The following is a 7,472-nucleotide window of genomic DNA, read 5'->3' on the forward strand; positions in this document are numbered from 1 at the left end:
GCCTCGAATCACCAATGTTTACTATCATTGGGAATGAACCTCTGTTTAAGTCGCTACTAAATACCCTCTTAAAGGCTGAGTGCATCCATAAAAACTTAAAGATTTAAGGGTAAAATATTTGATATCGTCTAACTCTTCGATCCTTTCATCATCATACCTATAAGTGAAGCGTTGTTTGGTACCTTGAACAGTTTTTTTCAAATGTCAGGCTTCCTTTTGGTGTTACTTTGATCTCAATTGATTCTTTATGACCATATACAATGGCCGATAAAGTTCTACTGCTTTCCCTCGTAAAAATATTGAGTAAGGCAATCTCGATAGAAAGTTGATTCACTATCTAATCAGCTTAAAACCCTAAGAAAATGGTGTGATCTTTAATTCCTATTTATTAAAGCTGTATCGGTGCTGCAGAAATTCTCAACGGGCGAGCCGTCACAATGCCCAAACCAACACCTATTAGTCAACTCAAATTCTTTATTCCTAGTAATGTTGTCTTTGAAGATGTACAAGATGCTGTGATAGAGAATTTTGAAGCCAGTATTCGCGCTTTAGAGAGCGAAGGGGCAATGATCACTCGAGGAGTGAGCAGCGAGTTTAAAGAAATAGAGACTCTTGCTGCTCACCACGGTGCCTTGGTTGGCCCAGAAGCATTGGAAGTACACTGGGATCTTGTTCATTCTAAGCATGCGACCCAGATGGATCAAAGGGTGCTTGAACGTATAATTAGTGCGGAGAACATGTCCGCACGTGACTTAATTGTTGTCCAAAGAGAGCGCGCAAGATTAATTCAAGAAAACAGCCAAATTCTAGGTGATCAAATTGTGTTATTTCCCACTATTCCTATTACTGCACCTGAACTCAAACCGCTTGAACAAGATACTAATTTGTATGTACGTACCAACAAACTAATGCTACGTAATACAGCGCTTGGTAATTTTCTAGATTGGTGTGGTGTTGCTTTACCAAATGGAATAGACCAAAACCAAATGCCGACTAGTATTTTAATGTCAATGCCTAGTGGCCGAGAAAATGACTTGCTGGCGGCAGCACTTACTGTTGAAAAGCTACTACAGTAAAAATTCTAATAATTGCCTGATAAATAAGTAAAGAAAATATAAGACTTTTAAAGAAATAAAACTAAACTAAAAGTGTCAAAGGAGAGAGACATGAGTAAAAAAACTATTATATGCGGCTTCGGTACAGATGTAGATTCAGTGGCAGGGTGGATTGGATCATATGGTGGCGGTGAAAGCCCGTCAGACATCCAGCGCGGGGTTTGGGCGTCTGAAGTTGGTGTTCCGCGTCTGTTAAGGCTTTTTAAGAAGTATGATTTACGCACCTCATTTTTCGTCCCCGGCCATAGTCTTGAGACCTTTCCTGATATTGCTAAAATGATTGTCGATCATGGTCACGAAGTAGGGGCACACGGCTATTTACATGAAAATCCTATTGCCATGACCCGTGCTCAAGAAGAAGCCGTGATGGAAAAATCCGTTGAGTTGATTACTAAGTTGACTGGGCAAAGTCCACGTGGTTATGTTGCTCCTTGGTGGGAGATGTCTAAATCTACCCCTGAAATTCTTGCTAAATATAATTTTAAATATGACCATAGCCAAGGATACCGTGATTTCCAGCCTTTCTATGCTAGAGTTGGCGATGAATGGACTGTTATTGACTACTCGAAAACTGCGGAAGAGTGGATGCATCCTATGACCCATGGCGAGGAGATTAATCTGGTTGAGCTTGCGGCTAATTGGTGCGTGGATGATTTACCACCAATGCTGTTCATGAAAAATGTTCCTAACAGCCATGGATTTGTCAATCCACGTGATATCGAGCAAATGTGGCGTGATCAATTCGACTGGGTATATCAGAATATGGATTACGCTGTGTTTCCCTTCACGATTCACCCCGATGTTTCTGGACGTCCACATGTACTAATGATGCTTGAGCGTCTAATTGACTATATCAATGGTCATGAAGGTGTTGTTTGGATGCCATTTGAAGATATTGCTGCTGATTTCCGCACACGTTTCCCATTTGAAGGCGGTAAGCGTCCGGAAGTTATTTAAGCGCAGTATATTCACGGATTCACGGATCATCTTGGCATTGCTAAAAGCATTGCCAAGATGATATATAGGGAGAATAGCCATGTGTAGTGCTTGTGGAAATCCCGCAGCTCCTGGACATTGGACAGAAGCAGGTGCACAAAAGGGTGGTATTCGTCTTAGGGCGATGTTTAATCGAGTATCCATTTTAAAGCGAGTGCTGAAACCCTATGGGTTCTCAGTTTATGCCGATGGGGTGATCCCGAAAATTCAGCTGATATGTCCAGGTGGGGCTAGAGTAATGGTCAATAATTTAACCGAGCTGTGGGCCGAAGTAGAACGCCGTCAAGGTTCTCCAATCGACCCCTTAAGAAATCAACCAATGGCTTGACCTTAATGCAAATATTTCAGGACAATCGTCTTAATATCGTTCTATTAAGTGGCTATTTGGGTTCAGGTAAGACGACATGGCTGCGTCATGCGCTTTTTACCAAAGTGTTTGGCAATGCTCAAGTTTTCACTCAAGAAGCGGCGCAGCAACCAGTGGATGACTTACTGTTAGGTGAGGCGGTGAGTGTCACTGTTTTGACCGGAACTGCTGGTACTCCTAAGGGTAAAGAAGAGCTGATATCAGCATTACTTGAAGTAGCTGAGTCTCGAACGAGTGGCGGGTCAATCGGTTTAACTATTGATCAGCCTGATACTCTGATCATAGAAACAAGCGGCTTAGCTGATCCCGAAGAAATCATAGCTGCTATTAAAGAGCATCCCGTTCTGATCTATCATTTTGTCCTCAAAGAAACTATCATCATGGCTGACGCCCTACATTTTCATGTGGCGCTAAAGACTGACACATTGTGTGGTCAGCAAGTTTTATCAGCCGATCGTATTGTCATTGCAAAATCAGAGGAAGCCTCCGAGCAGTCCTTATCGAACCTAGTTTCAGCCATTGGCAAAATCAATCCAGCTGCATCGATTTCCTTATCCACATTCGGTGTCGAAAGCCCTGTACCTCGACTACCAGCACCGACCGAAATCTACGAATCGATTCTCACTAATGCGTGCGCATCAACGACTGTGGTTTCGTTGACGATTCCTAAAGAAGTAGATTGGGTTGGGTTTACTATATGGCTCTCAGCTTTGCTGCACGCTCGAGGTAATACGATCCTGCGGGTTAAGGGTGTTTTGCATACGGATGAAGGCGCGCTATTACTGCAGTCTGTACGTAAGGTCATGCAGCAACCTGAAGTTTTACCGCCTGAGAAAGGCGTCTCTAGACCTGGAGACATTGTATTTATAGGGGAAGGGATGAATCAAGAAGCTTTACTAGCTTCTCTATCTTCTTTTTTAGGACAAAGCTGAGTTACTCATGTATTCAGGTTCAAATATCATCTGCACTGGTATTGAAGCAAGCTGATTGTTAAGCCAAGCTTTAGGGGTATTCGCCCTAATATATAGTATTGTAGGTATAGCAAGTTATCTTATAGCTGTCTGCTCATTTGAGTAACATACCAAAACATACTTGTCGCCAATACATTAGGCATTCTCATAGTTAAGAGATAGCAAGAGCAAACTGCAACTTGAATTGATGCTATCTTTAAAGTCAATATAACTTAGCAAACAAAAAAACCCCAGCTTAGCAACTAGGGTTTTTTTGTCTGACTTCCTAGTTCTGCTAAATAACTACTATAATCGAATTTTTCGTCAATGACATCTGTCAACCATCTTAGACCCTGCTATCATTACCTTATTATAAAAATTTACACCTTCCAAAGTATCTAGGACTAATAAATGCCTGCCAGTACTACTAATAATATTACCCAAATAAATCAAGACGACATCAATAAAGCCGTATGGAACGCCTGTGACACTTTTCGCGGGGTCATCAGTGCCGATACTTATAAAGACTTTATCTTAACTATGCTATTCCTAAAGTACCTGTCTGACGTCTATCGCGATGAGTACAACAAGTTGGTCGAGCAGTTCGGCGACAACCCCGAGCTGATCCATGCCATGATGTCCAAGCAGCGTTTTGTCTTACCTGAAGGTGCCAGCTTTTGGGACTTATACGAGCAGCGTCATCAGCCGGGCAATGGTCAGCGCATCGATGAGGCGCTACACGCTATCGAAGAAGCCAACGGTACCAAGCTCAAAAACGTTTTCCAAGATATTAGTTTTAACACTGATAAACTCGGTCAAGAAAAGCAAAAAAAACGAGCTACTACGTCACCTATTAGAAGATTTTGGCAAAGACATACTAAATCTAAGTGCCGAGCGTGTGGGTAGCCTTGACGTGATTGGTAATGCTTACGAGTACCTCATCAAGCACTTTGCCGCCAGTAGTGGAGCGACGGCTGGCGAGTTCTATACGCCGCCTGAAGTATCTAATCTACTAGCGACTATTCTTGAGCCTGTGGAAGGTGATGAAATCTGTGATCCAGCTTGTGGTTCGGGCTCGCTACTCATCAAGTGCGGGGCAATGGTACGCAACAACTCAAACTCCAAGAAGTATGCGCTATACGGGCAAGAAGCCATTGGCTCGACATGGGCACTGGCCAAAATGAATATGTTCCTACATGGTGAGGACAACCACCGTATCGAGTGGGGCGATACCATCCGTAATCCGCTGCTACTTGATAAAGACGGCAAGCACTTATTGCAGTTCGATGTGGTGACCGCCAATCCGCCGTTTTCATTGGACAAATGGGGTCATGGAGATGCTAGCAGCGATCCCTATGGTCGCTTCCATCGCGGTGTACCGCCCAAGACCAAGGGCGACTATGCCTTTATCAGTCATATGATCGAAACGCTGAAATCTGCGACTGGTCGCATGGGCGTGGTTGTACCGCATGGCGTGCTATTCCGTGCGTCTAGTGAAGGCAAAATCCGTAAGCAACTCATCGAGGAAAACTTACTTGATACGGTGATTGGCTTACCTGAAAAGCTGTTTTTTGGGACGGGGATTCCAGCCGCTATTTTGCTGTTTAAGAAGAATAAGACCGATCCTGTCAGTGGTAAAATTGATGACTCCGTACTATTCATCGATGCCAGCAATGAGTTCAAGTCGGGCAAGAACCAAAACCAGCTCACTGAAGATAATATCGCTAAGATTATTGAGACGTATAAGGCGCGGGAAAGCGTTGATAAATACGCCTATCTAGCAAGCTTCGATGAAATCAAAGAAAATGACTTTAACCTAAATATTCCGCGCTATGTTGATACCTTTGAGGAAGAGGCGGAGATTGATCTTGATGCAGTGCGTGCTGAGCGTCTTAAATTAAAAGCTGAATTGGATACGCTAGAAGCAGAGATGGCAGGGTTTTTAAAGGAGTTGGGTTATGCCTTATAGCTTACTAGAAGCTAAGCCAATTGAGAAGCTATGTAAAGTTGTGGATTGCGAACATAAAACAGCTCCATATGTTGATGAATCAGACTATTTAGTAGTTAGAACGAGTAACGTCCGTGATGGTCAGCTAGTTATGGAGGGTATGAAATACACTACTCTTGAAGGTTATAAAGAGTGGACGTCCAGAGCTGTTCCAGAACATGGAGACGTACTTTTTACTCGTGAAGCCCCAGCGGGAGAAAGCTGCTTAGTTCCTAACGATACAAAGGTGTGTATGGGTCAAAGGATGGTGATGCTAAGACCTCATAAATCCGAAGTCGATCCTGTTTTTTTATCCATGATTCTTAATACTGAAAGAACGAAAAATGATATTTATCGTCTTTCAATTGGTTCTACAGTCTCTAGGATTAATATTGCTGATATTAAAAAGCTTAAAGTAGCTTCTCCACCCCTCCCAGAACAACAAAAAATCGCTAAAATTCTATCGACTTGGGATAAAGCGATTAGCACGACCGAGTGTTTGATTGATAATAATACCCAGCAGAAAAAAGCGTTGATGCAGCAATTGCTGACGGGTAAAAAGCGTCTGCTTGATGATGAGGGGAAACGGTTTGAAGGTAAGTGGGAAAGTAAGCTCTTTAAAAATATATTAAAACTTGATAGAGGTAGCTCTCCTAGACCTATTGTCAAATATATGACAGATAGCGAAGACGGTGTAAATTGGATAAAAATCGGAGATACAAAAGGTGAGGGTTTATATATTAACTCCACAAAAGAGAGAATTACGGAAGAAGGTGCTAAAAAATCACGTAAAGTATTTACAGGTGAAGTAGTTCTTTCAAACTCAATGAGCTACGGCAAGCCATATATTTTGAACATTGACGGATATATCCATGATGGTTGGTTTGTCATTAGAAAATTTGAGAAAAATATAGATGTCAATTTTCTAATTCAAATTTTAAGCTCAGAGTTGGTTCAAAGACAATACAAACGGTTAGCAGCAGGTGGAGTAGTTAGTAATATTAGTAGCGAACTAGTTTATGCCGTTAAGATCAACTTGCCTTCTATTGCAGAACAACAAAAAATCGCCAGCGTGTTAACCACTGCCGATAAAGAAATTGAATTGCTTGAGCAGCAATTGGCTGATTTACAGCAAGAGAAAAAGGCGCTGATGCAGCAGCTTTTGACGGGTAAGAAGCGGGTGGTGATTGATGGGAAGGTCGCTTGATGGATATAAATGATCTAGATAATTTTAAAGTCAAAGATAGAGAGATAGACATTTCATTTAAAGATGCGACTGGACGAGAGTTTGAATTTAATACTTTATACAAACTGCGAGATTTTATAGTCTCCGAAACAAATTTTTGGATTAAAGTTGAAAAAACTCTTCAACCAAATGAAAGAATAAATATTGAAGAGCCAGTTCAAGGGCATAACATTAGAATAGCAGAAACCCTTTTAGTTTATTCAGTAATTAGGGCTGGTTTACATTTCCAAGACTTAACTAAAAGATTCAATAGTGAATTAATAGAACTAGTTATTAACAATATGCATAACCAAGGAAACGAAGTAAACCTATTTGCGAACTCCATTGAACATAGAGTTCAATCAAATCATTATGAAACATGGATATGGTCAGGACATTCTTTCTGTACTAAAGGTATTGAGATTTTTAATGAGCTTGGAACAGTGGCAGCTAGTAGTTTTTTCGAAGCTTTTTTTGAGAAATCTAATTTTACAAGTTTGAATACGTTGCAAGGCTTACAAGGTGCTTTGCTAGCTTATGAATTTCAGATGCAAGGTGAGAACTATTTAGAAAATAGGACAACTCTCGAAGAAAAATCTGTTAATGAGCTGAAAAATAATATTCTTGAGATAAAAGACAACCTGTACGACGATGTGCTCAACTCTAAAAACAACTTTGTAGAATGGTTTACAGAGGCTGAAAAAACTTTTAAAGATCAAGGTATAGATCAAGTTAATAAGTTCGACGGGCAATTTAAAACTTGGTCTGACAAGATAGTAAATCTTGAAAACACTTATAAAGAAAAACTACGTTTAGAACCTGCTGCTAGCTA

Annotated in this window: 7 protein-coding genes; all 7 read left to right on the forward strand. The window is 41.2% G+C overall.

Features of this window, described 5'->3' with window-relative positions; all coding sequences use genetic code 11:
- The first annotated feature begins 437 nt into the window (after positions 1-437).
- Positions 438-1,076: an amidase family protein gene (locus tag ACT3QQ_RS13330; protein WP_444528362.1), complete on the forward strand. Its 639-nt coding sequence runs from the start codon at positions 438-440 to the stop codon at positions 1,074-1,076.
- Positions 1,077-1,148: 72 nt separating this feature from the next.
- Positions 1,149-2,072: a polysaccharide deacetylase family protein gene (locus ACT3QQ_RS13335; protein ID WP_444528363.1), complete on the forward strand. Its 924-nt coding sequence runs from the start codon at positions 1,149-1,151 to the stop codon at positions 2,070-2,072.
- Between the two features lie 372 nt (positions 2,073-2,444).
- A complete protein-coding gene (locus ACT3QQ_RS13340) occupies positions 2,445-3,410 on the forward strand; it encodes a CobW family GTP-binding protein (protein ID WP_444528364.1) in 966 nt (321 codons plus the stop codon).
- 429 nt (positions 3,411-3,839) lie between these two features.
- Positions 3,840-4,334 (forward strand): type I restriction-modification system subunit M N-terminal domain-containing protein, encoded by a 495-nt coding sequence (locus ACT3QQ_RS13345; protein ID WP_444528365.1) that lies wholly within the window; start codon positions 3,840-3,842, stop codon positions 4,332-4,334.
- The gene (locus tag ACT3QQ_RS13350) at positions 4,303-5,397 is read left to right on the forward strand and encodes a type I restriction-modification system subunit M (protein WP_444528368.1); all 1,095 of its coding nucleotides are present in this window, start codon (positions 4,303-4,305) and stop codon (positions 5,395-5,397) included. Before ACT3QQ_RS13345 ends, ACT3QQ_RS13350 begins: the two co-directional genes overlap by 32 nt.
- Entirely contained in the window at positions 5,387-6,622 is a 1,236-nt protein-coding gene (locus ACT3QQ_RS13355; RefSeq protein WP_444528366.1) for a restriction endonuclease subunit S, read from the forward strand. Before ACT3QQ_RS13350 ends, ACT3QQ_RS13355 begins: the two co-directional genes overlap by 11 nt.
- The coding region (locus ACT3QQ_RS13360; protein ID WP_444528367.1) for a DUF6161 domain-containing protein at positions 6,622-7,472 on the forward strand (851 nt) is incomplete at its 3' end. The genes ACT3QQ_RS13355 and ACT3QQ_RS13360, both read left to right, overlap by 1 nt.

Source organism: Psychrobacter sp. AOP7-A1-24, assembly GCF_052376235.1.
Classification (GTDB): Bacteria; Pseudomonadota; Gammaproteobacteria; order Pseudomonadales; family Moraxellaceae; genus Psychrobacter.